General features: G+C 67.2%; 21 protein-coding genes and 1 pseudogene. 12 read left to right on the top strand and 10 right to left on the bottom strand.

From position 1 onward, the window contains the following. Window positions 1-114 precede the first annotated feature (114 nt). From HCN51_RS60645 to HCN51_RS48035, 4 genes and pseudogenes are all read right to left on the bottom strand, one after another. Window positions 115-371, bottom strand: a pseudogene (locus tag HCN51_RS60645) (transposase); the annotation flags it as partial. A gap of 113 nt (window positions 372-484) precedes the next feature. Next, entirely contained in the window at window positions 485-1,402 is a 918-nt protein-coding gene (locus HCN51_RS48045) for an MFS transporter (RefSeq protein ID WP_206068747.1), read from the bottom strand. 95 nt (window positions 1,403-1,497) lie between these two features. Beyond that, window positions 1,498-2,661: an ATP-binding protein gene (locus HCN51_RS60640; protein ID WP_206068746.1), complete on the bottom strand. Its 1,164-nt coding sequence runs from the start codon at window positions 2,659-2,661 to the stop codon at window positions 1,498-1,500. A 2-nt stretch (window positions 2,662-2,663) separates the two neighbouring features. After that, the gene (locus HCN51_RS48035; protein WP_168018729.1) at window positions 2,664-3,317 is read right to left on the bottom strand and encodes a response regulator transcription factor; all 654 of its coding nucleotides are present in this window, start codon (window positions 3,315-3,317) and stop codon (window positions 2,664-2,666) included. A 144-nt stretch (window positions 3,318-3,461) separates the two neighbouring features. On the opposite strand from HCN51_RS48035, the gene HCN51_RS48030 reads away from it, so the two are divergent. Next, the gene (locus HCN51_RS48030) at window positions 3,462-4,724 is read left to right on the top strand and encodes a serine hydrolase domain-containing protein (RefSeq protein WP_168018727.1); all 1,263 of its coding nucleotides are present in this window, start codon (window positions 3,462-3,464) and stop codon (window positions 4,722-4,724) included. Here the strand turns inward: HCN51_RS48030 and HCN51_RS48025 are convergent. After that, entirely contained in the window at window positions 4,721-5,743 is a 1,023-nt protein-coding gene (locus HCN51_RS48025) for an IS481 family transposase (RefSeq protein WP_168018725.1), read from the bottom strand. The two genes, HCN51_RS48030 and HCN51_RS48025, sit on opposite strands and share 4 nt — an antisense overlap. Before the next feature lie 660 nt (window positions 5,744-6,403). Here HCN51_RS48025 and HCN51_RS48020 point away from each other — a divergent pair. The 9 genes from HCN51_RS48020 to HCN51_RS47980 all read left to right on the top strand — a co-directional run bounded on the left by HCN51_RS48020 (window position 6,404) and on the right by HCN51_RS47980 (window position 15,902). Further along, a complete protein-coding gene (locus HCN51_RS48020) occupies window positions 6,404-7,132 on the top strand; it encodes a sensor histidine kinase (RefSeq protein WP_168018723.1) in 729 nt (242 codons plus the stop codon). 299 nt (window positions 7,133-7,431) lie between these two features. Then, the gene (hutH, locus tag HCN51_RS48015) at window positions 7,432-9,081 is read left to right on the top strand and encodes a histidine ammonia-lyase (RefSeq protein ID WP_168018721.1); all 1,650 of its coding nucleotides are present in this window, start codon (window positions 7,432-7,434) and stop codon (window positions 9,079-9,081) included. After that, complete coding sequence (locus tag HCN51_RS48010; protein WP_346434059.1) at window positions 9,071-10,630, top strand: 4-hydroxyphenylacetate 3-hydroxylase N-terminal domain-containing protein; 1,560 nt, start codon at window positions 9,071-9,073, stop codon at window positions 10,628-10,630. Before hutH ends, HCN51_RS48010 begins: the two co-directional genes overlap by 11 nt. A 65-nt stretch (window positions 10,631-10,695) precedes the next feature. After that, the gene (locus tag HCN51_RS48005) at window positions 10,696-11,286 is read left to right on the top strand and encodes a flavin reductase family protein (protein WP_168018719.1); all 591 of its coding nucleotides are present in this window, start codon (window positions 10,696-10,698) and stop codon (window positions 11,284-11,286) included. Between the two features lie 4 nt (window positions 11,287-11,290). Next, window positions 11,291-12,229, top strand: a complete 939-nt coding sequence (locus HCN51_RS48000) for a LysR family transcriptional regulator (protein ID WP_168018717.1) — start codon at window positions 11,291-11,293, stop codon at window positions 12,227-12,229. Beyond that, on the top strand, window positions 12,204-13,088 hold the full coding sequence (locus HCN51_RS47995) for a fumarylacetoacetate hydrolase family protein (RefSeq protein ID WP_168018715.1): 885 nt from the start codon (window positions 12,204-12,206) through the stop codon (window positions 13,086-13,088). Before HCN51_RS48000 ends, HCN51_RS47995 begins: the two co-directional genes overlap by 26 nt. Continuing rightward, window positions 13,085-14,545: an amidohydrolase family protein gene (locus tag HCN51_RS47990; protein ID WP_168018713.1), complete on the top strand. Its 1,461-nt coding sequence runs from the start codon at window positions 13,085-13,087 to the stop codon at window positions 14,543-14,545. The genes HCN51_RS47995 and HCN51_RS47990 overlap by 4 nt, the downstream gene beginning before the upstream one ends. Then, window positions 14,542-15,069, top strand: a complete 528-nt coding sequence (locus HCN51_RS47985; protein ID WP_168018711.1) for a RidA family protein — start codon at window positions 14,542-14,544, stop codon at window positions 15,067-15,069. The genes HCN51_RS47990 and HCN51_RS47985 overlap by 4 nt, the downstream gene beginning before the upstream one ends. Further along, window positions 15,066-15,902, top strand: coding sequence for an alpha/beta fold hydrolase (locus tag HCN51_RS47980; RefSeq protein ID WP_168018709.1), 837 nt, complete (start codon window positions 15,066-15,068; stop codon window positions 15,900-15,902). Before HCN51_RS47985 ends, HCN51_RS47980 begins: the two co-directional genes overlap by 4 nt. A 249-nt stretch (window positions 15,903-16,151) precedes the next feature. Here the strand turns inward: HCN51_RS47980 and HCN51_RS47975 are convergent, their stop codons facing one another. Beyond that, window positions 16,152-17,702, bottom strand: coding sequence for a bifunctional 3-(3-hydroxy-phenyl)propionate/3-hydroxycinnamic acid hydroxylase (locus tag HCN51_RS47975; protein WP_168018707.1), 1,551 nt, complete (start codon window positions 17,700-17,702; stop codon window positions 16,152-16,154). A 58-nt stretch (window positions 17,703-17,760) separates the two neighbouring features. Then, window positions 17,761-18,318: a fumarylacetoacetate hydrolase family protein gene (locus HCN51_RS47970; RefSeq protein ID WP_346434058.1), complete on the bottom strand. Its 558-nt coding sequence runs from the start codon at window positions 18,316-18,318 to the stop codon at window positions 17,761-17,763. Between the two features lie 158 nt (window positions 18,319-18,476). On the opposite strand from HCN51_RS47970, the gene HCN51_RS47965 reads away from it, so the two are divergent. Together HCN51_RS47965 and HCN51_RS47960 are read left to right on the top strand one after the other, a co-directional pair. Next, entirely contained in the window at window positions 18,477-18,971 is a 495-nt protein-coding gene (locus tag HCN51_RS47965) for a VOC family protein (RefSeq protein ID WP_168018705.1), read from the top strand. Continuing rightward, entirely contained in the window at window positions 18,968-19,177 is a 210-nt protein-coding gene (locus HCN51_RS47960; RefSeq protein WP_168018703.1) for a membrane dipeptidase, read from the top strand. Before HCN51_RS47965 ends, HCN51_RS47960 begins: the two co-directional genes overlap by 4 nt. Before the next feature lie 353 nt (window positions 19,178-19,530). On the opposite strand, the gene HCN51_RS47950 is transcribed toward HCN51_RS47960, so the two are convergent. The 3 genes from HCN51_RS47950 to HCN51_RS47940 are packed head-to-tail and all read right to left on the bottom strand — an operon-like array spanning window position 19,531 to window position 23,771. Next, a complete protein-coding gene (locus HCN51_RS47950; protein ID WP_168018701.1) occupies window positions 19,531-20,967 on the bottom strand; it encodes an aldehyde dehydrogenase in 1,437 nt (478 codons plus the stop codon). Beyond that, entirely contained in the window at window positions 20,945-21,859 is a 915-nt protein-coding gene (locus HCN51_RS47945; RefSeq protein WP_240974015.1) for an oligopeptide/dipeptide ABC transporter ATP-binding protein, read from the bottom strand. Before HCN51_RS47945 ends, HCN51_RS47950 begins: the two co-directional genes overlap by 23 nt. A gap of 49 nt (window positions 21,860-21,908) precedes the next feature. Then, window positions 21,909-23,771, bottom strand: a complete 1,863-nt coding sequence (locus HCN51_RS47940) for a dipeptide/oligopeptide/nickel ABC transporter permease/ATP-binding protein (RefSeq protein ID WP_346434057.1) — start codon at window positions 23,769-23,771, stop codon at window positions 21,909-21,911. Window positions 23,772-23,773: the final 2 nt, after the last annotated feature.

Below are 23,773 nucleotides of genomic sequence, written 5' to 3'. Positions count from 1 at the left end.
TGATTTCGAAATGAACATGTCAATTCTCCTGGACCTGTCGCCGATTCCACGGTCCTCCCCTCTGTCGGCGTCCGTCAACGAGTTTTTCGGATGAACGGATGCCCGCTCAGCGAGGAGGTCGACGCGCACCTGGCGCGGTTCCAGCGAGCGCTGTTGAGCAGGCACTGCATACGATCCGGTGTTGTGTCCCGGGCCGCTTCGGCCAGCTGCCAGCCGTTCTTGCGCTCGATCGGCGCCAGGAGACCCAGCAGGTAGGCCCGTGCCTGCCGACGCAGCTCCACACGCCCGAACCGGCCCGCCACCCGGCCGAACAGCCCATCCAGCCCCGTAACCCACTCCTGCAGATCAGCAGCGGTCAAGTCGTCTGGCATGCCTTCACGCTATAGATCTCAAAGCCTCGCTGTAGTAGATCGGTGGAGATCATCTCCTTGAGGCAGAGCATGAGACTGGCGCGTGGGCGGCTCTCCGGAGGTGCCCCTCTCGTTCAGCGAACGGATCTGACCCTCAGGAGCACTACCAGGCCAGCAACCAGGGTGAAGGCGGCGGAGACCAAGTAGAGCAGGGTGTAGTTCTTGTCCGTCGCGGTGGCGCCGATGGCCAGGACCGCGGGCGCGATGAGGGGTGCGGTGCCTTGCGCGATCGAGGTGGAGAAGCCGTAGATGCCGACGTAGCGGCCGGCGTCGGTGTCACGGTCGGGCAGCACGTCCAGGAGGAGCGCCTGGTCGACGGCCGAGAAGACGCCGATGCCGAAGTTGCCGAGGATCGCACCCGCCATGATCAACGGCACGCTGGGCGACAGCGCCATGATGACGGCGCCGGCGGCGAAGACACAGCCGCCCAGCAGGACGAAGACGCGGCGGCGGCGCAGCCTGTCGGACAGGAAACCGCCGCCGATGGCCCCCAGCACGGCGGCCACGATGCCGCCGGCCCCCAGAACGGCGACCGTGGAGGCCACCTCCTCCACGCTGACGTCCAGGCGGTCGGCCAGGAAGAACGCGGTGAAGGTGGTGCTGAAGGCCAGCCCGGCCATGAACAGGAACTTGCCGAGCCAGTTCCAGGCGAAATCGGGGTCGCGGCGCGGGCTGAACAGGTAGGGGCGGATCAGGTCGCGGGCAGTGAACGGCTCGGTCTCCACAGCCAGGTGGCGGTTGTCGGGCTCGCGGACGAGGCAGACGAACAGCGTCACGGCCACCGCGCCCACAGCGCCCGGTACCAGGAACAACAGCAGGTTGTCACCGACGAGGACGCCTGCCAGCAGGGTGCCGCTGACGGAAGCGAGTTGCTGGACGACGCCGGACAGCCCCGCGACCTTGCCGCGCTGCTCCTCCGGAAGCCGGTCGGCCTGCGCCAGGTTCGTCTCGGGCGTGGTGCGGCTGGTGCGCGGGCTCGGCAAGAAGGTCATCGGCTGGCAGGAGGCCGTACGCGGAGACGTCGGCCCATCCAAACCTGGCGGCGGCAAGACCCTATCGACTGTGGTTTGGGAGAGATGGAGCCGTATCATGCCGGCTGGAAGCTGATCCGGACCCGTAGACCGCCCTCGGGAAGGGCGTGGGCGTCGAGCCGGGCGTTGTGGGCGGCGGCGATGGCGGCCACGATGGACAGTCCCAACCCCGACCCGTCCTCCTGCCCGGTCCGCACCGTGGCGAGTCTGCGGAACGGTTCGAACAGGGAATCGACCTGATCGGCGGGGATGGTCGGCCCGCTGTTGCTCACGCACAGCGTCGGCCGCCCGGCGTCGAGGCCTGTCCGGATTCTCACCCAGCCTCCTCTCGACGTGTTGTGGCGCACGGCATTGTCCAGGAGGTTGACCGCCAACCGCTCCACGAGCGTTGGATCGCCTGATGTGCAGGCCACGTCCAGCTGTGTCTCCAGTCGTAGCCCGCGTGCAGCCGCCTGCTCGCGGGCGGAGTTCAGGGCGGTTGTGACGGCCTTGGCCACGTCAAGGTCGTGGAGCTGATCCAGCCCTCGTTGGCTGCGGGCGAGGGTGAGGAGCGCCTCGATGACCCGTTCCTGGCTCTGGTTGCCGGCCAGGAGCCGTTCGCAGACGGCCCTCAGGTCCTGGGCACTCGCGCCGGGGTCCGCGAGCGTGATCTCCAGCAGGCTACGCTCGAAGGTCAGCGGCGTGCGCAGCTCGTGAGAGGCGTTCGCCACGAACGCCCGTTGCGCTTCGAACGCGCTCTGCAGGCGGTCGAGCAGCCCGTCGATGGTGTCCGCCAAGTCCTTGATCTCGTCATCAGGTCCACGGGCGTCCAGGCGCTGGTGCAGGTTGCGCGCGGTGATGCCCCGCGCGGTCTTGATGATCATCCGCAGGGGGCGCAACACGCGCCCTGCGACGGCCCAGCCGAGCCCGGCGGACATGAAGGTCATCAGGACCAGCGCCAGCGCCGCCGCTGTCAGGAACTGTCTCATGTCCTCGGCCCGCTGCTGTTCCGGCTTGTTCTGCAGGTCTGGAATCGGCAGTGCCGGAGGCGTGATGGCGCCCCGCAGGTCGGGCCGGGCCGGCGGTTTCACCTGAACGACTGGCAACACGTGATTCATGAGTACGTAGGTGACGCCGAGCAGCAGCGCCCCCGTCCCCAGGACGAGCCCGCCATAGAGCAGCGTCAGTCGCAGCCGTACCGTCCACCGCGTGGTCGGCCGCGTGCCGAATGGCGTGCGCACGGTCAGAGCCGGTAGCCGGCGTGCGGGACCGTCTCGACCAGTGGAGGATCACCGAGTTTGCGGCGCAGGCGGCTGATGGTTACCTTGACCGTGGCGGTGAAGGGGTCGGCGGCCTCGTCCCACGCGCGTTCCAGCAGTTCCTCGGCCGAGATCACCCGGCCTTGGGCGGCCAGGAGAAGCTCCAGGACGGCGAACTCCTTGGGGCTCAGCTCCAGCCTGTGGCCGTTGCGCGTGGCCAGGCGGCGTCCCGGGTCGAGGCGAAGCTCGCCATGCACCAGGATCGGCGGAACGGCGGGTTGCGCTCGCCTGGCGAGAGCACGGACGCGAGCCACGAGTTCGGCGAAGGCGAAAGGCTTGGGCAGGTAGTCGTCGGCGCCCGAGCTCAATCCGCCGACCCTGTCCTCGATGGTGGCCGCTGCGGTGAGCATCAGCACCCGAGCCGGATACCGTTCCGACATCAGCGTCCGGCACACCTCGTCGCCATGCAGAGCCGGCAGGTCACGATCGAGGACGACGACCTCGTACCGGTAGACGGAGGTACGTCGCAACGCCTGCACGCCGTCGTAGGCCACGTCGACCGCCATGCCTTCGCGACGTAGCCCAGCCGCCAGCGTGTCGGCCAGCTCCCGGTGATCCTCCACCACCAGCACTCTCATTCCACATCCTTCGCGATCGGCACAGCACGGAGTATCCCGAGCGAGGGGTTACACCGCGGTAAAGGCGGCTGTTCCGTCCGTGTAACCGGCGTTGCGGTTGAGTACCTCCCGGCAATCAGCCATCGATCTTCCCGGAGGGACTCCATGTCCATCGACAGAAGCAATTCATCACTTCGCAGATGCGTCGAACGGCTCGCGACGGCGGCAGCAGCTGCCGGCATCGTCGTGACAGCGTCCGCGGCGGCGCTACCGCCGTCGCCTACGCCGCCGAAGCCAGTCCAGCAGACATCCCCGACCGCGCCCGCACGTCCCGCCAAGCCGGAGGTGGACAGCGCGACCTTGGACCGGCTGCGTGACGACGTGCGAGCCGTGCATGCCACGGGGGTGGTGGGAGTACTCGGAGAGGTGGACACGGGATCGGGCCGTTTGCCCGCGCGGAGCGGAGTCGCCGACCTGACGACCAAGAAGGCCATGCCGCTGAACGGTTACTTCCGGATCGGCAGTACCACCAAAACTTTCGTCGCCACGGTGGTGCTCCAACTGGTCGGCGAGGGCAAGCTGTCGCTGGACGACACCGTGGACAAGTGGCTGCCCGGGGTCGTGCGCGGCAACGGCAACGACGGGCGCAAGGTCACTGTGCGGCAACTCTTGCAGCACACCAGCGGCATCCCCGAATATCTGCGGCCGGCCACCTCGGTGGAACAATGGCAAGAAGCGCGGTTGCGGACCTGGCGGCCCGAGCAGCTCGTCGCGCTGGCGATGGAGAACAAGCCAGCCTTCGAGCCAGGCGCGAAGTGGGGCTACTCCAACACCAACTACGTCCTCGCCGGCATGATCATCCGCAAGGCGACCGGGCGGACCTGGGGTGAGGAGATCGAACGGCGCATCCTGACCCCCCTGTCCATGCGGCACACCGAAATCCCCGGCACCGATCCGAACCTGCCGAACCCGCACGCCACGGCTTACACCCGATTCACGCCGGACGGCCCGCTGATGGACGTCACCACCCACAACCAGACCATGGGTGACGCGGCCGGGGCGATGATCAGCACCACCGGCGACCTCAACCGGTTCTTCCGCGCCCTGCTGAACGGCAGGCTCCTCGCGCCCGCTCAGCTGGCCGAGATGAAGAAGACCGTCCCGGCCAAGGCGCTCCAGGACATGGGAGTCACCGGCGCCGCCTATGGCCTCGGGCTCATGTATCAGCCGCTGAGCTGCGGTGGCGGCTACTGGGGCCACGGTGGTGACGAGGCCGGTTTCAGCACCAGAGTAGGTGTTGTCCCGGACGGCGGACGCAGCGTCGCGGTCGAGGTCACCTCCCGCTCCCCCACAGACCTCGCGGCCTCACGGCGCACCAACAACGCACTCACGACGCTGGTCGACCACGCCCTCTGCACCACCGGCTAGTTGTTCTGTCTCGTGAGGTTGGGTACGCGGCTGGCGGGTGGCAGGCCGTTCAGCGCGGTGTGTCCGCGGTGGTGGTTGTAGGCGTGTAGCCAGGCCGGCAGGGCGGCGCGGCGTTCGGCTTCTGAAGTGTAGGGCTGGGCGTAGGCCCACTCGTCGAGCAGGGTGCGGTTGTAACGTTCGGCCTTGCCGTTGGTCTGGGGCCGGTAGGGGCGGGTGCGCTTGTGCGTGATGCCCGCCTTGGTCAGGGTCTCGCGCCAGAGGCGAGAGCGGTAGCAGTTGCCGTTGTCGGTGAGCACCCGGCGCACGGTGATGCCGTAGACGGTGAAGAAGGCCTGGGCGCGCTGCCAGAACGCGGTGGCGCTTTCCTTGGTCTCGTCGGGCAGGATCTCGGTGTAGGCCAGGCGGGAGTGATCGTCGATGGCGTTGTGCAGGTAGCCGTAGCCGAGGTTGGGGCGGCCGTGGTGGGTGCGGGGCCGGTCCGGGTCGCGGTGGGCGGAACTGTTGCGTCCGCCCGCCTGCCGGCCGTGCGCCTTGTGGCCGCCGCCGTCGGGAATGTTGCCCAGTTTCTTGATGTCGACGTGGACCAGGTCGCCGGGCGCGGGGTGTTCGTAGCGGCGGATGGTCCGGCCGGTGGCGCGGTCGAGATGGGTCAGGCGGGTGAGCCGGTAGCGGGTCAGCACGCGGTGCACGGTGGAGGGGTGCAGGCCGAGGAGGTAGGCGATGCGGGCCGGCCCCCATCGGCGCAGCAGTCGCACTTTGATGATGCGTCGCTCGGTGCGGGTGGGGGTGCGGCGCGGGCTGTGCTGCGGGCGTGAGGAGCGATCGGACATGCCTGCCGCTGGGCACTGCCGATAGCGGCCAGCCCAGCGCCGTGCGGTGGTGACGGCGACCTGGAAGCGTTCGGCGGCACGACGCAGTGGCCAGCCGTCCTCGACAACACAGCGGGCCAGGCGCAGGCGTCCAAGGTCTCCATCAAACTCGGGGCGGTTCACGGTCAGCGGCGCGTTACGGTGGGGCATGAGGGCCTTTCTGGTTGGTGTGCAGATGTCGCAATCCACACCAAACCGAAGGCCCTCACCCATTCACAAGATCATCGATGTCGTGTCGTCCGTACTCAACCTCTGTGGGCAGTACAGCTAGTCAAGCTTTCTGACGGCACGAGCCGGGACATGCTGCCCCACGTGGAAGATGCCATCGGCCCGCGGGCTTCCTGGCGCAGAGCTCGACGAAGGCGCCCACCGGCGGGGCGGACACTTGTCCGGCCCGCCGGTACAGACGGATCTCGCGCTGCCGCAGCGGCTGCGGCAGTGGCCGGGCGCGGTACTAGGTCCTGCCGACGAGGTCGACTGGTAAGCCCGTGGCGAGTGGACGCCCCTCCGGCGTTACGAGCACGATTGTCTACTGGAACAGGTGCGACGACGGCAGGTCATGGTGCACCTGCGGCATGTCGGAGGTCCGCAGCGCGTCCGAGGGAAGCGGTCAGACCGGCAAGGAACAGCGGGGACGCGGAGCGATCACCGGCGGCAGACCGGCGTTACAAGCGGGAGCGGACCAGGCCGCATAAGCCGGCGTGATGACCTCATGCCGAGACATTATTGGCTTTTATTCAGCGGCTTCGTCAGGCTTGGAGGTGACACCAGACCGCTGAACGCTCGCGGGCTGGAGTTTGGAGGAGCGACATGGTGTCTCCTGATCGATCCCGATCTCACTCCGCTTATGGTGGCGAGCACGCCGCAACAGCGGCTCAGGCGGTTCTCACTAGCCAACGCCAATTCGTTGCCGACGCCTCGCATGAGCTCCGCACCCCTGTGGCCGGGTTGCGCGTGGAGCTGGAGGAGGCGCTACTGCATCCGGAACAGACCGACTTGATCGGATCGCTCCATCGGGCGTTGAAAAGTGTCGATCGCCTCGAAGCGATCGTGAGCGATCTGTTCCTGCTCGCCAGTCTGCGGGCCAGCACGGCGGCGGAGTACGAGGAATGGGACCTGGTCGATCTGACCAGGCGAGAGGTTCTTCGCCGATCCGATCACCTTCCGATCCAGCTGCGGATGGCGCCGAACGCCTTCGTACGAGCGGTTCCCTCTCAGATCGTTCGAGTCCTGGAGACTCTGCTGGACAACGCACAGCGGCATGCGTCCGCAACCGTCCAGCTCGAGGTGATTCGTGGTGACGCGCATGTCGAACTCGTCGTCACTGACGACGGCGAAGGTGTGGCCGAAGCTCAGCGGGAACGAATTTTCGAGCAGTTCACCCGCATCGATGGCGCACGCAGCCGGACTCACGGTGGAGCCGGTCTGGGTTTGACCATCGCACGCGAGATCGCTCTGGCTCACTGCGGTTCCCTCGACGTCGGTCAGGCAGACTCGGGCGGGGCGCGGTTCAGCTTGCGCCTACCGAGATTGCGGTGAAGGACTGAGCAGCCCCATCGGCGGACCGGTTCAGCCGGCATATCTACCTGACGGTCCTGAATCTCTTCGACTCCGCCATCCGCGCGCAGGGCCTGGGTTGTTCAAACTCTGCGGTGGGGGTGCCGTCGAGCCAGAGTGCGTTCGTTCGCCGCCAAGCGGGATGCCTGCCCGCCCGGAAGCCGGAGAAGCCGCCGGGCGCCCTCATCGAGGCCCAGCTGAAAAAGACTCATACGAAGGCGGCCTCACAGGAAGACCTGCCGTCGGTTGAGCATCCCACAACGCGGAAATAAAAATCCGCGATGGATTCATCTGTAAACATTATTGGCCTTTATGGCACCAGTCAGGCAACCCTTGACTGTGTCACCACCGCGCAGGGGCGAGAAGGAATCCCACATGATGCTGACCCTAGTCCCGGAGATAACAGCCTTGCCGGATGGCGAGAGATCTACCTGGCGCATGGCCCTGTGACGGTGCGTCTGAGCGAGGCGGCGCGCGAGTCGGTCGAACGGTCTCATGGCCTGGCACTGCGGCTGCTCGACACGGAGCTGCCTATCTATGGTGTCAACACCGGCTTCGGAAGGCTGGCGACCAGCCGGATAGAAAAGGCGGATCTCCAGCGGCTGCAGGAAAACCTGGTCCTGTCGCACACCGTGGGCGTGGGCGAGCCCTTGCCGGATTCCGTTGTCCGGCTCATTCTTTGCCTGAAATTGGCGGCGCTGGCTCAGGGCGCGTCCGGCACCAGGCCGATCGTGGCCGACGTGTTGATCGACATGTGCGAACGTGGAGTTCTTCCCGTGATTCCGGGTCAGGGATCAGTCGGCGCCTCTGGTGATCTCGCTCCTCTCGCGCACATGGCCGCGGTGATGATCGGACGAGGGACGGCCAGGCTTCACGGAGAGACACTTCCTGGCGGTGAGGCAATGCGGCGGGCGGGTATTCAGCCGCTCGTGCTCGGCCCGAAGGAAGGGCTGGCGCTCCTCAACGGGACTCAGGTCTCGACCGCGCTCGCGCTTGCGGGGCTTTTCGAGGCGGAAAATGCTCTGGCGGCCGCTCTCGTCACCGGTGCGATGTCGGTGGAAGCGTCCCTCAGCTCGACCGCCCCCTTCAGTCCCGCCGTACAGCGCTTGCGGCCGCACCCGGGACAGGTCCGGGTCGCGTCCCTCCTCGGGCAGTTGCTCTCATCCGGCGACTATCGACAGGCGAGTGCCGGCAATCGGGTTCAGGATCCCTATTCGGTGCGTTGCATGCCTCAGGTTCTTGGTGCCTGTCTGGACGTGGTTCAGCAAGCGCGCACCACGTTGGGGATCGAGGCCAACAGCGTGACGGACAATCCGCTGCTGATCGCGGAGACCGGTGAGGTCGTGTCCGCGGGCAACTTTCACGCCGAACCGGTGGCCTTTGCGGCCGACATGCTGGCCATCGTGCTTTCCGAGATCGGTGCCATGTCGGAGCGGCGCGTCGCCTTCCTCACCGATCACTCGTTGAGCGGGCTTCCCGCGTTCCTCACCGATGCCGGCGGGTTGACATCAGGGTTCATGAGCCTGCAGATCGCTGCGGCCGCGCTGGCTTCCGAGAACAAACAGCGCGCTCATCCGGCGTCGGTCGACAGCATTCCCACCGCGGGTAACCAGGAGGACTTCGTCTCCATGGCCACCCACGGAGCACGCAGGCTGCTCGACATGGCCGCCAACACGTGCTCCATCATCGCCATCGAATTGCTCGCCGCCACCGAAGGCATGGACCATCGCGCCGGCATGCGCTCATCGGCCCCGTTGGAGAAGGTGCGCGAGCTGGTGCGCTCGCACGTCCGGCCGATGCGCGAGGACTGGGAGTTCTCTCAGGCGGTGGCCGCAGCAGGTGACCTGGTACGCGGCGGCGACATCACCGGCTGCGCTGGACTGCGTGAGGCAATTCGTTTCCCCCTTGAAAGGACGGTCCGTGATTCCTGAAACCGTGCCGACCGGCATAGACGACCACCGTGGCAACAGATCCCGCCCGTTCACCGGAGAGGAGTATCTGGCATCCCTTCGTGATGGACGAACCATCTACCTCAACGGCGAACGGGTTACCGATGTGGCCAGTCATCCAGCGTTCCGTAACACCGCACGATCGATAGCCCGGCTCTACGACGCGCTGCACACCGATGAGCACCGCCACGTTCTGACCACGCCCACCGACACCGGGAACGGCGGTTACACCCATCGCTTCTTCCGGCCGGCCGAGTCGGCTGCCGCCGTGCGCGCTCAGCGTGACGCCATAGCCGCATGGTCGCGGATGACATACGGCTGGATGGGCCGAACTCCCGACTTCAAGGCCGCGCTGACGAACATGCTGGGCCCGAACAGCGATTTCTACGGCGATTTCGCGGAGAACGCGCGCCGTTGGCACCGCTGGTCGCAGGAAGCGGTGCCGTTCATCAACCATGCGATCGTCAATCCACCCGTCGATCGCGGCAGGTCCGCGGAGACCGTCAAAGATGTGTACGTCCGGATCGACAAGGAGGTGGACGGAGGCATCATCGTCTCGGGCGCGAAGGTCGTCGCCACCGGGGCAGCCCTGTCGCAGGTCACCTTCGTCGGGCAGAGCGGATCATCCGACGCCGAGGACACCAGCATGGCCGTCATGTTCATGGCCCCCATGGACTCCCCCGGGTGCACCCTCATCTGCCGGACGTCCTACGAGCTCAACGCCACCACAGCCGGTTCGCCCTTCGACTATCCCCTGTCCAGCCGTTTCGATGAGAACGACTCCATCCTGGTCCTGGATCAGGTGTTCGTCCCGTGGGAGAACGTCCTGGTCTACCGGGACGTGGACCGGGTCCAGCGTTTTTATCGCGAGTCCGGTTTCATGCAAGGGTTCTGCCTTCAGGGCTGCACGAGGTACGCGGTCAAGCTCGACTTCATGACCGGGCTCGTCGCGCGTGCGCTGAAAATCACCGGAGGCGACGCCTTCCGCGGGAATCAGGCGCTCCTGGGCGAGATAGTGGCTCTGCGCAACACGTTCTGGGTTTTGTCGGACGCCATGGCGGACGGCGCCCAGCCGTGGGTCAACGGCACCGTGCTGCCGAACCTGCAGTCCGCCTTCGCCTACCGGGTGTTCGCGCCTGATGCCTTCCCCCGCGTGCGCGAGATCGTCCACAAGATCGTCGCGTCCGCGCTGGTCTACCTGCCGTCGTCCGGCGTCGATCTGCTCGACCCGAACATCGGCCCGTACCTCGACCGCTACGTCCGTGGATCGCATGGCATCACCGCCGGCGAACGTGTCAAGGTCATGAAGCTCCTGTGGGACGCCGTCGGTACGGAGTTCGCCGGGCGGCACGAGCTCTATGAACGCAATTACGCCGGCAATCACGAGGAAGTACGCCTGCAGTGCCTGCGATCCGCTCATGGAAGCGGGGTCATGGAGTCACTGGACGACCTCATCGAGCAGTGCATGCACGACTACGACGAACATGGCTGGCGAATTCACCCCTGGAATGCGCCCGTCCCGCACCGATGACCATGGACAGGAAGCAGGAGAGTCTCTTGACGGCATCACCGGTGCCACCCCAAACAGCAGCAGGCATGGCGTTTCGCGAAGCGATGGCCCTCGTCGCCTCGTCGGTGCATGTCGTCACCACCGTCGCCGACGGCAACGACGCGGGCATCACAGCCACGGCGGTCTGCGCTGTCAGCGACACGCCCCCCAGCCTGCTGGTCTGCCTGAACCGCCGTAGCTACGCGCACAGCATGATCGCCCGCAGCCGCGTCCTGGCCGTGAACACCCTCTCCTACGACCAACTCGCGCTGGCTCCGGAATTCGCGGGGCAAGGCAGCGGCCCCATGCCTGCTCGCTTCGCCCGCGCTACCTGGAGCCGCGGTTCCACCGGCGCCCCTTTACTGATGGGCTGCCTCACGAGCTTCGACTGCCGTGTCTCCCACTCCACGGTGATGGGCACTCACGAGATGTTCGTGTGCACCGTCATAGACATCGTTCGCACCCCGGACCGCTGGGGGCTCGGTTACGCCGGGCGCCGCTACTTCAGCGTGGACCTCGCCCCGGCGGCCGAAGCGCCGTTGATTTCGCGGATCGCTGGAAACTGTGGCGCGGACGTGGCAAGCCGACCATGCGGGCTGCCCCAAGAGGACGACGGCTCGCACCGGAGAGAGGGATGAGCACATGTTCGACGCCCGGCTTCTTCAGACCCTGCTCGCCGTCGCCGAGCACAAGAGCTTCGTACGGGCGGCGGAGGCCCTGCACGCTACCCAGCCGGGCGTGTCGCAACACATCGCCAAGCTGGAGACGCATTTCGGCGTCAAGCTCTTCACCCGTGGGGGCGGCCTGGTCGAGCTGACGGCGGCCGGCGCGGCCATCCTGGCACACGCTCACACCGTCCTGGCTTCGATCAATCGCCTCGAGGGGGAGGCGGAGGCGTGGGCACAAGGGTATGCCGGAGCGTTGCACATCGGCCTGTCCTCCGCTGTCCTGGCCAGCGACCTTCCCACCGTCCTGAGGAAATTCAAACAGGAACATCCTCAGGTGCGCTTCGAGGCCACCGTCCGCAGCGCCGACGAACTCGGCCCGTTGCTCGATCTCGGCGTGCTGGACGCGATGCTGACCACTCTGCCCTCACACAAGGACGAGCACCTCAGCCATCAGATCGGTGCGCAGCGACTCGGAGTCGCCGTCCCCGCCGACCATCCGCTCGCATCGCGTGAATCGGCCGGCATCGAGGAGTTCTTTGACGAGCCCTTCATCGTCGTGCCGAGAAATCTGCACGGCGAACTGCACGACAAGCTCATCGCACGCTTCCACGACGCCGGGCGGGCGCTGCACATCGCGGCGCAGGAGGTGGCGTTCCCGAGCGTGCTCGCACGTGTGGCACTCGGCGAGGGCGTTGGTCTGGTGCCCGCTCGCTTGGGCGACCACGGAAGTGGCGCGGTCATCATCCCCTTGGACGACGGCTTCATCCTCCCCATCTATTACGTGACGCGTGGTGACCTCCCGAACTCTGCGGAGCACCTGCTGTTCAACCATCTTGAGGCAACCTCCTGCCTGGCCGCCGACCGGCCGCGACACGAAAGGACACCCGATGAGACTCGCCAGGGTCCTGACTGACACTGGCCCTCAGATCGCGGTCATCACCGACACCGGCGACCACCCCCGCGCAACGCTCCTGGAAGCGACACGGTTCGCTGATCTCTTCGGGAACGGTGACTGGAGGCACGCGGCCACGTCGGCTCTCAACCGCGACGAGACCATCACCGGTCCGGTGATGCTGAGCCCGGCCGACGAAACCACGCGCATCTTCTGCGTGGGCCACAACTATCGCCAGCACATCCGAGAAATGGGACGCCCCGTCCCGGAACATCCCACCATCTTCTACAAGATGAGCTCCGCCACCGTCGGCCCGCACGACGACATCCTGCTACCGGCCTCGTCTGCTGCGATGGATTGGGAAGCCGAACTCGCCGTCGTCCTGGCCGACGAGCTCCGTGACGCTCCCGAGGATCACTGCCGGCGGGCCATCGCCGGCTACACCCTGATCAACGACGTCACGGCCAGGGACTGGCAGCACCGCACCAGCCAGTGGTTCGCGGGCAAGAACTTCGAGCAGAGCACTCCACTCGGCCCCGTCGTCGTCACACCCGACGAACTCCCGCAGGACAGCGCGGGCCAGGTCGACATCGAGATCCGCTGTGAGGTCAACGGCGTGACCCGCCAGCGCGCCAGGACCAGTGACCTGGTCTTCGGCGTGCCGGCGCTCCTGAGCTACCTGTCGAGAAGCGTCGGCCTGCGCCCCGGCGACATCGTCGCCACCGGGACCCCTGGAGGGGTAGGCGCCGCCATGAGTCCACCCGTCTTCCTCCAGCCCGGCGACGTGGTCCGAACCGATGCGGCCGGGATCGGAGCCTGCCTCAATCGCTGCCGCCGACGCGGCGGTCCGCACGACCCGAACATCGGAGGGACATCGTGACAAGCTCGTGGTTGCTCATCAAAGGCGGCCATGTCGTCGACACCGAATCCGGAACGGTCCAGCGCGACCAGGACGTCCTCATCCAGGACGAGACCATCGCGAAGATCGCATCCGGCATCGACCTCGCCGCGGACGTACCGCGCGGAGACCCGATCGAGCAGATGGACGCCCGCGGCACGTACATCTGCCCAGGTCTGATCGACATGCACTGCCACATGACCTACGGGGAGAGCAACACGCAGGAGGAGCAGGATCTCTACACCAGCGTGGAGCTGCGCACCCTGATCGCGGCCGCGAACCTGCGCAAGGTGCTGCGCGCCGGTTTCACCACGATCTCCCAGCCCGGCGGCAGCTACTACATCGGAGTCGGGCTCCGCGACGCGCTGGTCAGCGGGCTGATCCAGGGGCCGCGGATGCACACCGCCGGCCGCTATCTCACCACCAGCAACGGGCTCACCGACTGGTATCCGGACCACGTCGGCGTGCCCGAGGGCAGCATCGGCGTGCTGACCAACACCGTGGAGGAGATGGTCCGGGAGATCCGCCACCAGGTGAAGAACGGCGTCGACCTCATCAAGCTCGCCGACAGCCCGTACGGCGAGTACCAGGCGTTCACCGACGACGAGATGGCCATCGCGGCGGCCCTCGTCCACCAGCTGAAACGCAAGATCACCATTCATGCGCGAGGCTCCGCGGAGGTCTCGGTGGCAGTCCGCGCAGGCATGGACTGGATCATGCACGGCAACACGATGACGCCGGAAGTCATCGAGGAACTCGCCGAATCACGGATCCCGCTCGTGCCCACCCTGCTCCTGCTCGCCAACATCGCCGACTACGGCGACAACGTCGGTGTCGCGGCACAGACGCGCGACAACGTCAAAAGACTGCTCGACCGCACCGCCGCCACCCTGCACGACGCCCACGACGCCGGCGTCACCTTCATGGTGGGTACGGACAGCGGCTTCGCCGTCACCCCCTACGGCGAATGGCACGCGCGCGAGCTGCAGCTCCTGCGCGATTTCGCCGGCCTGTCCATCGCCGAGGCCCTGCAGGCCGCCACGACCATCCCCGCCAGAGCACTCGGCATGGAGGGCAAGCTGGGCACCATGCGCATCGGCGCGACGGCCGACCTGCTCGTGCTCGAGAGCGACCCGCTCCGGGACCTGTCCGTCCTGCTCAAGCCCGGCGGCATCAGGACCGTCATCCAGAGCGGGCACCCCATAGACACTTCTGACCAGGAGCAGGAACGACGGTGGCGCAATCTGCGATCGCGCACGCTCTCGCACGGCACTGTGCTGCGCCGCGACTTCCTTGACGGCATACCGCCGGCCGCCGCGTCCACAGCAGTGATGGACGGCCCTGATGCCAAGGATCCCGACCTCACGGAGGTCTTCCACACGGTGCGGCGTTTCGAACGCGATGCCGTCCTCGACATCGACGAACAGGAGAAGGCATGAGCGTACCCGCTGAGGCGCCACAGGTGGTTCGCGAGGAATCCGTCCGGATCCAGGAAGCGCACGGATTCCGCTTCGCCGATGGCGCGGTCTGCGCGGACTCCCTGACGTACGCGCCTGCCAGCGTGGTGAGGGTCGGGAACGCGAGGTTCGTGTTCATCTCCGGGCACACCGGCACCGCCCCTCAAAGCCTGGACCGCGACGGGCAGACAGAGCTGACCCTGGCGGACGAGATCTTCCGGCAGAGCGCCGCCGCCCTGGCCAAGATCGAATCAGTGTTGCACTCCCTCCACGGCACGATGGAGGACATCGTCCGCGTCCGCGTGTACGTGCGGGCGCCGCTCACCAAAGAGGTCTTCGAAGCGATTCACGACAGCCGGCGCGCCTTTTTTGGCGGGGCCCGTAAGCCGGCCAGCACATTGGTCCGCATCGACGCGCTCGTCCGGCCGGACGCGCTCATCGAGATCGATGCCGACGCGGTGATCACCGATCGCCCTGATGTACGGCCGGAGCCCCACAGAACATGATCATCAGTTATCCCATCCGGTCCATGGGCATCCGGAGCAGGATTGTGGAAGCCGGAACCGGCCCGCAGGAGATCTGGCTCGTCCATGGCATCGGCGGACGCGCTGACCGTTGGCGGTCATGCCTCGAACCACTCGCCCAAGCCGGATATCGAGTGCGCGCTGTCGATCTTCCCGGACATGGTTTCGCCAGCCGTTCGGCCGAGGCCCGCTATACCGTGGCCGGCTTCGCGGCCTTCATGGCGGAGACCCTGGCACGCTATGCCGAGGGAGAGTCGATCACCCTCATCGGCACCTCGTTCGGCGGACATGTGGCGCTTCGCACGGCGCTCGATCTTCACACCGAAGTGGACACGTCACCGTTGCATGCTCTGGTGTTGTGCGCTCCCACCGGGATATGCGCGCTCGGCTCAGAGGCACGCGAAGGACTCGCCGATCGCCTCGCACAGCCGGATCGCGAGACGGTGCGGTCGCGTCTGTCGTTCATGACGGGCATGACCGGCTCCGACCTGGATGTTCTTACCGAGGAGGAATACCGCATCACAAACTTCCCGGGAACCGTCCATGCCATGCAGCGGCTCGCCGCCATGGTGCGCGAGGAGCTGGACGCCCAACCCTTGCTCGACTCTCTGGTCCGGCTCGCATGGGAGCTACCGGTCTTGCAGGTCTGGGGCGAGGCTGATCGTTCGATCTCGCCGGAGATCGGACGGCGGATCGCCCGACACGTGCCCGCGATCTCGTCTGTGCTGTTGCCCGGAGTCGGGCACATGCCCTACTTGCAGGCACCTGAGCTCTTCCACCGCGAGGTTCTCGGTTTCCTCCGTCAGATCTGTTGAATCGTGCTTGCGGGCCCGTCTGAGACCGCCGCCATTGATGGCCGTCTGGAACTGGCATCCTGTACGGGTGCGAGCAGTGACCGTCCTCGGCAGGTGCGCGGCGGTTGATGCTCACCCCTTTCTGGCCGGGTAACGACCGGGCCGCCGCCCGGAAGGAGTTCGACGATGAGGTGGTGGCGGCCGAGGAAGGGCTCGCGGTCTCGCGCTCGGGGGCTCATAAGAGCCACCCTGGCGGCTTGGAGCAGGAGCTCATCGAACACAGGCGCCCAGCAGGTCGCCCACGGGCCCAGCGCGCTCTGCCGTGAACACCGCGCCGAGATAGCGGTCCGGTCTGACCAGGACGAAGTGCCCGCGTGCCATGCCAAGAGCGGCTTGCAAGCGCCCGTCGGCGTCCGCGACGGACTGCCGTTCGTCGCTGGGGCGTGGCAGCCGCTCGTCCAGCACCACGTCCACGCATGTGACCAGCCGGTCCGCGGGCAGCAGGGAAGCCACACGGTCCCACTCGGCCGCGGTCACATCCACTCCGAGCAGGGCGAACCCTGCTCCCAGCACTTCATCCAGCAGCACGGGGCGCGCGCTGGATGCCACCAGCACGCACGGCTGCGGCAACAGGGTTCCGACAAGATCACCGTTGCCTGAGACGACTCCCTGACGATGTACGGCACGCGGGCGGAAGCGCATCTCCGCCAGGTAGCGCCGGCCGGGGCCGGTGAGCCGGATCGCGCGGATCATCATGTCGCGGAGCCAGGCGCGTGGCCGGCTCGTGGTCATGACCACCTGCCCCAGGCGCTGCGACAACGCGACGGTCGCCGTCGCGTGAGGACGGCGTTCGAGCTCGTAGGTGTCGAGCAGACTCGGATCGCAACGGCCGTGCCAGACCTCCGCGAGTTTCCAGGCCAGGTTGGCGGCGTCCCTGATGCCGGAGTTGAGGCCCTGCCCGGCGAACGGCGGCATCATGTGAGCGGCATCGCCGAGCAGGAAGCTGCGCCCGTCCCGCCAGCGGTCGGCGACGAGCGCGTTGAACGTGTAGGTGACGGACCGCTCCACCTGGGCGGGCGAAATGTCACGGTAAGGCGAGAGCAGGCGTCGAATCAGCTCGAACTCCGGCCGCTCCCCCGCCACCCCCTCGCCCGGCCACAGCCGGAACTCATACCGGCACCGCCCGTTCCGGCCGGGCACGACGACGGTGGGACGGGAAGGCGTCCCCAAGTGCATGGCATACCGCTGGTCATGGGCGTCTCCGACAGTGTCGACGACGAGCCACACCTCGGAATGGCTGGTTCCCGCCATGCCGATCTTCTTCAGCTCGCGCACGGTGCTGCGGCCACCGTCGCAACCGAGCACCCAGCCGACCTCGGCCTCACCCGACTCCAGCACCGCGGTGACCACCTCTCCTTCGTGCAGTCCTACCAGGGCCGTGCCGAAGCGCACCTCCACGTCGGGCCGGTTCTTCAGCGCCCGTAGCAGCACCCGTTCCAGCTCGGGCTGGGCGAACTGGTTCTTGAACGGAAAACCCATCCGGTAGGGTTCCGGCCCTCGTGCGTGGAAGAGCACCTTTCCCGTACGGCCGAAGTAGCGGGTCCCGGTGCCCGGCACCACGATCTCGAGCACCGCGTCGTCCAGGCCGGCCATCTGCATGGTCCGCAACGACTCGTCGTCCAGGCTGATCGCCTTCGCCTCGTCACTGGTGGTGGCGTTGCGCTCGACCACCAGGACCGGCACCTGCCGGGCAGCCAAGAGGTTGGCCACGGTCAGTCCCACCGGGCCGGCGCCGACCACGAGGACGGGAAGCCTGCTCACGATGGTCGACCTTGGTGCCAGAGAGGCGAAGGCCGCGGCATCCGGAGGGGCCGCCAGGTCATGCCTTCTCCTGGCGAACGGGGTTGCGCAGGACACCGATGCCCTCGATCTCGACCTCCACCACGTCTCCGTCGGTGAGGAACACCTGTGGTTCGCGGCGGTAGCCCACGCCGCCCGGGGTGCCCGTGAGGATCACGTCGCCGGGCTCCAGCCGGGTGAACTGGGAGGCCAGGCTGATCAGCCGGGGAACACTGAAGATCATCAGCGAGGTGTTGGACGACTGCATGACCTCGCCGTTCAGGCGCAGGGAGATGTCCAGCGCACCGGAGTCGACGGCGTCAGGAGCGACCAGTGCCGGACCGAGGGGCGTGGAGGAATCCCATGCCTTGCCCTGGAGCCACTGGTGGGTCTTGTACTGGTAGTCCCGCATGGTGACGTCGTTGGCGATCGTGTAACCCAGCACGTGATCAAGGGCCTGATCGCTGGGGATGCGGCGCCCTGGCCTGCCGATCACGACCGCAAGCTCGGCCTCGTAGTCCACCTGGTGCGATTCGGACGGCAGGAGGATCGGCTCCTCGTGCCGGACGCGATGCTGGAGGCGAACTTGGCGAACCACACCGGATATTCCGGCAAGTCGCGCTGGGATTCCTCGACGTGCTCCCGGTAGTTGAGCCCGACACAAAGGATCTTTCCTGGCGAGAACATGAATCTCCTCAATTGACTCGTTTCATTTTTCAGGACTACTATCCTGAAAAATAGAACATGGAGGATCCGATGGCAATCGCTGAGCTGGGACACACCGGACTGTGGGTTTTCGACCTCGCCACCATGCGGGACTTCTACGAGCGCGTCCTCGGGCTCACCGTCACCGACGAGGACACCGACCTGGGCATCGTCTTCTTCAGCTCCCGGCCTGAGGAGGAGCACCACGAGTTCGTCCTGCAGACCGGCCGCACCGCGGAGCCTGGAAGCAAGCAGCAGCACCAGATCTCCTGGCGGCTGCAGAGCCTTGACGATCTCATCGCCTTCCACCACCGCTTCCGGGCAGAAGGCATCCAGGTGCAACAGGAGGTCACCCACGGCAACGCCTTCGGCATCTACTTCTTCGATCCCGAGGGCAACAGGAACGAGGTCTACCTGCGCATCGACAGGGATGTGCGACAGCCGTTCCGCAAGACGCTCAACCTCGACCAGTCACCGGAGGAGATCTACGCCGAGGCCGAACGGCTTCTCGCCGATGGCGGCCCGGCCTACCAACCGGTCCGGTGACCTGGCTCGCCCGCATGGAACTGCTCCGCGAGCATCCTCTGATCGATTGTCATAATGATCTGCTGTGGCGATGCGCCTGCTCCGACATCAGCGGCGACACCACGGGGATCGCCCACACCGACCTGCCCAGGCCGATGGCCGGCATGGTCGGCGGGCAGTTCCGATCGGTGCTCGTGCCGTCCACGCTCCGCGGCGGGGAGCTGTGATCACCGTGCTGAGCATATTGTCAGCGTGCTGACCATGGTGCGGCGCTATGGCGACCAGTTTGACGCCGGCTCTCCACCGCGAACAAGGTGGAGAGCCTCTTCGCGGGCGGCAGGATGGGGCATACGGGTGGACCCGTCCCATGCCTTCCGTCGGCTCGATGCGCCACGCCCTGCGGATCACCAGGGCGCCGGCGATCTTCTCCCATTCCTCGGTCCAGGGTGTTTGCTCCTTCCCCCGGACGCGAGCGACCAGCCGCGGCCGGCCATCGGCTGACCGGACGCTGACTGACGAAACTGGCTGGGCGTAACGTGCTACGCGCGCTGCCCGGCGCTGAGGGCGTCGCTCGCGCCCATCAGGGGAAGTAGATGGACTGCAGGTTCTGGTAGCTCGCCAGCCCCTCGGGGCCGAATTCCCGGCCGATGCCACTGGCCTTGATGCCGCCGAACGGCGCCGTGGGTTCGGGTGCGTAGCCGTTGATGCCGATGGTGCCGGTCTGCACGCGCGCTGCCACGGACGCCGCGCGTTCGGTGTCCGCGGACCACACGGTCCCGCCCAGGCCGTACATGGTGTCGTTGGCGATCCTGACGGCGTCGTCGTCAGTGTCGTACGGGATCACCGACAGTACGGGCCCGAAGATCTCTTCCTGGGCGATACGGAAGGAATTGTCGACGTCAGCGAAGATCGTCGGCTGCACGAACCAGCCAGGCCCTGGATGCCGTCCGCCGCCGGCCACGACTCTGGCGCCTTCGGCGCGCCCCATCTCGATGTAGCCCTGGACGCGATCGCGCTGGCGAGCGCTGGCCAGCGGCCCGATCAGGGTGCTCTCGTCCAGCGGGTCGCCGACGGGCGACGCGCGCACGACCGCCTCCAACAGCCCCAGAACCTCGGCATAACGGCTGCGCGGCGCGAGGATCCTGGTGCCGAGGAAGCACACCTGACCGTTGTTGACCAGCGTCGCGGCGAACAACGACTCCCCGATCGCGTCCGGGTCGAGGTCGGCGTCGTCCAGGAAGATGGCCGCGGACTTGCCTCCGAGCTCCAGCGACACCGGCCGCAACAGCCGAGCGCACGCTTCGGCCACGGCTCTGCCGCCCTCGGTGGAGCCGGTGAACGCCACCTTGTCCACACCCGGATGGGAAACGAGGTAGGCACCCAGCTCACGCCCGCCGGGCACGATGCTGAGAACTCCCTGGGGAACTCCCGCCGCCAGCGCGGCCTCGGCGATCAGGTAGGCGTCGAGGACCGTCTCCGGTGAGGGTTTCACCACGACCGTGCATCCGGCGGCCAGCGCTGGGGCGACCTTGGTGAAGGTCAGCGTCTGGGGCACGTTCCACGGCACGATCGCGGCGATCACACCGATGGGGTGCCTGCGGATGGACGTCTGACTGACCAGGAGACCCGGCCGCACCTCGGCCGCCGGCTGGTGCCGGACGAGCCTGGCGTAGTAGCGGAGCAGCAGCGAGGAGAAGCCCGCTTCCAGCCTGCGGGCGACGGTGATCGGCATGCCGTTCTGCCGGGAGATCGCTGTGATGATCTCCTCGGTGCGTTCGTCGATCTCGTCGGCGAACCGGTCGAGGATCGCGGCGCGCCTTTCCGGCGCCCAGGCCCGCCACCCGGGGAACGCCGCCTTCGCGGCGGCCACGGCCGCGTCGACGTCGGCCGGGGCCGCCGCGGGGACCGACCCGATGACCTCCTCGGTGGCCGCCGATCGCACAGTGAGCGTTTCCTGCCCGTGGGGTGGCACCCACTGCCCGCCGATGTACAACTCACTGCGAATCGTCGTGGACATGGCCCTGCTTCCTCTCCTGGTACGACAAGCTGTCTGCGAAGTGGCAGGCCGCCTGGTGCATGCGCTGCATGGCGCCCCTTTGAGGGTCGCTGCGGCGGCAGAGCTCCTGGTCGGGCCCGATGAGCTGGTGGATGGAGCAACGAGGGTGGAAACGGCACCCCGCAGGCGGGTGATGCGGGTCGGGCGGGTCCGCCTCCATGCCCGCGAGGTGCACGCGCTTGTGACGGTGCGGTGCGGCCTCGAGGAGTTCCCTTGTGTACGGATGTTGCGGAGCGCGCAGAACCTCGTCGGTCGGGCCTGCTTCGACGATCCGGCCCAAATACATCACCGCCACGTAGTCGCTGACGTAACGCACCACCGCCAGATCGTGGGAGATGAAGAGCATGCTGAGGTCCAGAGCGCGCCGCAATTCCCGGATGACGTTGAGCACGCCGCCCTGAACGGAAACGTCCAGTGCCGAGGTGATCTCGTCAGCGACGATCACCTTCGGGCGCGCGGCCAGAGCTCTGGCCAGCGCCACTCGCTGGCGCTGGCCGCCGGACAGCCTGCCGGGCCGCATGGAGATCCGGCCGGGGTCGAGGTTGACGAGCTCCAGGAGCCGTGCCACGTCGGCCTGCCGTTCGGCCCGGCGGCGGGCGACGGTTCTGGGGATCGCCTCGGCTATCGACGCGCCGATGGTCATGCGCGGGTCGAGGGAGGCGTACGGGTCCTGGAAGATCATCTGGATCGCGCGGTGTGGATCGGCCCCGTCCAGCAGGATGCGGCCCGAGGTCAGTGGCACGAGACCGACGGCCGCGCGGGCGAGGGTGGACTTGCCCGAGCCTGACTCCCCGACCAGCCCCACGACTTTGCCGCCGGGGACGGTGAGCGTGACGCCGTCGGCCGCGGTCATGCTGTGCTTCCCGCTGCCGTAGCGGACGGTGACGTCCTCGAAGAGGAGATCATTCATCGCCTGCCTCCGGGCTCTGGGGTTGCCAGCAGGCGATGCGGTGCCGGTCGCCGAGAGGGGTCAGCGCCGGCTCGCTGCTGGTGCACAGGTCGTCGGCGAACGAGCATCGCTGCGCGAACGCGCAGCCCGCGGGCATGGCGTGGGGATCGGGTGGCCGGCCGGGAATGGTGGCCAGCGGCCGTTCGCGATCCGTTTCAAGGTCGGGCACCGAGGCGAGCAGCGCCCGGGTGTACGGATGGCGGGCGCGACTGAACAGGTTGGCGGCCGGCAGGTCTTCCACGATCCGGCCCGCGTACATCACCATCACCCGCTCGCATGTCTCGGCGATGACGCCGATGTCGTGGGAAATGAGCAGGATCGCTGCGCCCTCCTTGGCGCGGGCCTCCTGCAACAGGCGCAGCACCTGCCATTGCACGGTGACGTCCAGCGCAGTGGTCGGCTCGTCGGCCACGATCAGCTTCGGCGTTCCCATGAGTCCCATCGCGATCATGACGCGCTGGCGCATGCCGCCGGAGAACTCGTGCGGATACTGCCGTGCCCGGCGGCGCGCGGCCTGGATGCGCACTGCCTCCAGCACGCCGACAGCCTTGTCCATGGCCTGGCGGCGGTTCAGCCCCTGATGCTGGACGGAGATCTCCGAGAGCTGCCTGCCGACTCTGATGGCGGGATTGAGCGAGGTCATCGGATCTTGGAACACCATCGCGAGCGAGGTGCCGAGCATGCGCCGCAGGCGGCGGTCATCTCCGTTGAGCAGAGACCTGCCCAGGAAGGTGAGCCGGTCGGCGGTGACGGACCCGGGCCGCTCGATCAGCTTGGCGATCGCGAGCGCGGTCAGCGACTTGCCGGAGCCTGACTCGCCCACGATGCCGACCGAATCACCGGCGCGCATGCTGAAGCTGACGCCGCGCACCGGGCTCGTCCAGCCGTGACGCGCCGGATAGGAGACCCGGAGGTTGTCCACCTCGAGCATCGGCACGTCATCGTCGCCGGCGCGCTCCCGTTTCGCCCGGCCGGCGAAAGGACGGCTGGAGTAGGGCCGGCTCGGGACCTGCACGCCGATGACCAGCGCCGCAGCCTCCCCGAAGAGGTTGAAGGCGAGGGTGGCCAGCACGACTGCGGCGGCCGGCGCGAGCGCGCCCGCCGGGTTGACGTAGATGCCCAGCAGTCCTTCGTTGAGTATCCGTCCCCAGTCGTACTGCGGCGGTTGCACGCCGATGCCCAGGAAGGACAGCCCGGCGAAGGCCACCAGGGTGCTGCCGGCACCGACCATGGCGTTGATGATCAACTGTTCGGCCATGTTCGGCAGGAGATGCCGCACCAGAATGCGCATGCGCCCGACCCCTGCCACCCGGGCGGCGGCGATGAAGTCGCGCCCGGACACCGAAGCGGCCAGTGTTTGCGTGAGCCTCGCGTAGAACGGCGCCATGGCGGCGGCCAGCGCCAGCACCGCGCCGCGGGTCGTGGTTCCGAAGACGACCGCGAAGAAGAGGATGAGCAGCAGTGCCGGGAAGGCCACGGCGATGTTCACGATCGCCGTGACGAGGCGGCCGATGCGGCGTCCCAGGATCGAGGGCGCCGTTCCGAGCACGATTCCTGTCGCGACGCCGAGCAGGGTGGCCGCCAGGGTGAGCCCGATCGACAGCCGGGTGGCGACGAGCAGCCGGTAGAGGATGTCGCGCCCCAAGGAGTCGGTGCCGAAGACATGGGCGGCCGACGGTCCCTGCGACAGCGCGTCGGTGTCGATGGCCTCGGCGTTGGCGCCCCACAGGATCGGCGCGAAGACGGCGGTCACCAGCACCAGGAGGATCAGGAAGGTGGCGATCACGCCGAGCGGGCTGCGGATCAGCTTGGCCACGC

This window comes from Nonomuraea composti, assembly GCF_012034275.1.
Taxonomy (GTDB): Bacteria; Actinomycetota; Actinomycetes; order Streptosporangiales; family Streptosporangiaceae; genus Nonomuraea; species Nonomuraea composti.
This window is presented reverse-complemented; position numbering and strand designations above follow the sequence as displayed.

What these genes read in the sequence shown, in the direction of transcription:
- HCN51_RS48045 (WP_206068747.1), bottom strand. Translation starts at nt 1,402, where the DNA reads ATGACCTTCTTGCCGAGCCCGCGCACCAGCCGCACCACGCCCGAGACG.
- HCN51_RS48035 (WP_168018729.1), bottom strand. Translation starts at nt 3,317, where the DNA reads ATGAGAGTGCTGGTGGTGGAGGATCACCGGGAGCTGGCCGACACGCTG.
- HCN51_RS48030 (WP_168018727.1), top strand. Translation starts at nt 3,462, where the DNA reads ATGTCCATCGACAGAAGCAATTCATCACTTCGCAGATGCGTCGAACGG.
- HCN51_RS48025 (WP_168018725.1), bottom strand. Translation starts at nt 5,743, where the DNA reads ATGCCCCACCGTAACGCGCCGCTGACCGTGAACCGCCCCGAGTTTGAT.
- HCN51_RS48020 (WP_168018723.1), top strand. Translation starts at nt 6,404, where the DNA reads ATGGTGTCTCCTGATCGATCCCGATCTCACTCCGCTTATGGTGGCGAG.
- hutH (WP_168018721.1), top strand. Translation starts at nt 7,432, where the DNA reads ATGGATTCATCTGTAAACATTATTGGCCTTTATGGCACCAGTCAGGCA.
- HCN51_RS48005 (WP_168018719.1), top strand. Translation starts at nt 10,696, where the DNA reads ATGGCGTTTCGCGAAGCGATGGCCCTCGTCGCCTCGTCGGTGCATGTC.
- HCN51_RS48000 (WP_168018717.1), top strand. Translation starts at nt 11,291, where the DNA reads ATGTTCGACGCCCGGCTTCTTCAGACCCTGCTCGCCGTCGCCGAGCAC.
- HCN51_RS47995 (WP_168018715.1), top strand. Translation starts at nt 12,204, where the DNA reads ATGAGACTCGCCAGGGTCCTGACTGACACTGGCCCTCAGATCGCGGTC.
- HCN51_RS47985 (WP_168018711.1), top strand. Translation starts at nt 14,542, where the DNA reads ATGAGCGTACCCGCTGAGGCGCCACAGGTGGTTCGCGAGGAATCCGTC.
- HCN51_RS47980 (WP_168018709.1), top strand. Translation starts at nt 15,066, where the DNA reads ATGATCATCAGTTATCCCATCCGGTCCATGGGCATCCGGAGCAGGATT.
- HCN51_RS47965 (WP_168018705.1), top strand. Translation starts at nt 18,477, where the DNA reads ATGGCAATCGCTGAGCTGGGACACACCGGACTGTGGGTTTTCGACCTC.
- HCN51_RS47950 (WP_168018701.1), bottom strand. Translation starts at nt 20,967, where the DNA reads ATGTCCACGACGATTCGCAGTGAGTTGTACATCGGCGGGCAGTGGGTG.
- HCN51_RS47945 (WP_240974015.1), bottom strand. Translation starts at nt 21,859, where the DNA reads ATGACCGCGGCCGACGGCGTCACGCTCACCGTCCCCGGCGGCAAAGTC.